This is a genomic window from Micrococcus sp. HMSC31B01 (assembly GCF_001816085.1).
In the GTDB taxonomy this organism is placed as follows: domain Bacteria; phylum Actinomycetota; class Actinomycetes; order Actinomycetales; family Micrococcaceae; genus Micrococcus; species Micrococcus luteus.
Genome location: NZ_KV824894.1, coordinates 1 through 770, shown reverse-complemented (window position 1 = coordinate 770; position 770 = coordinate 1). Strand labels below are relative to the sequence as shown.

Sequence of the window (770 nt, the reverse complement as noted above, 5' to 3'; positions counted from 1 at the left end):
CGCCCCGGCGGCGCTGCTGCCCGCCCTGCTCTTCGGCGTCGCCGCCCTCGCGGGGGCGCGGCGCGAGGCCGGCACCTGGGCGCACCTGATCGGCCTGGACCTCACGGAGCGGATCTCGCGGCGCTCGCAGTACGAACGCTGGGCCGGTTCGTACGCCTGGTCCGTGGTGCGCGCCGCGGTCCTCGCCGTGCTCGCCCTGACGGGCCTGAACGCGCTGCTCGTGGCGGGGCGGCTGGCCGTCGAGTGGACCGCCGTCGTCACCGTGGCCGAGGCGATCGGGGGCGGTCCGCTGGGCGGCCTGCTCCTGGCGCTGCTGCAGATCGGCTGGCTGCCCACGTTCACCGCGTGGTCGATCGCGTGGACGGCGGGCCCGGGGTTCTCCGTGGGCGCGGACAGCCTCTACTCCGTGTTCGGCGCGACGCCGGCCACCGCGCCCGCCCTCCCGGCGCTGGGTGCGCTGCCCGGGACGTGGTCGCCGTGGCAGCTGCTCCTGCTGGCCGTGCCGATCGGCGCCGGCGCCGTGGCCGGCGTGTGGCTGCTGCGGGAGGGGGAGAACCACCTCGACGACTGGCTGCACACCCGCCACGGCAGCCGCGCGGTGTCCTTGACACTGTCCACGCTGGCCCTGGCCGTGCTCACCGGACTGCTCACGGGGCTGCTGCTGCTCGTGCCGCTGGCCCTCACCTCCGGGACGCTCGGGCTCGGCGCGCTGACGGACATCGGCTCCCACGTCTGGGCGGTGTGCGCCGCCGTCGCCGGGTGGGTCGCGC

1 protein-coding gene is annotated in these 770 nt (G+C 76.9%); it reads left to right on the top strand.

The features are described 5' to 3' along the window. The coding region (locus HMPREF3105_RS01315; protein ID WP_246830302.1) for a cell division protein PerM at positions 1–770 on the top strand (770 nt) is incomplete at both ends.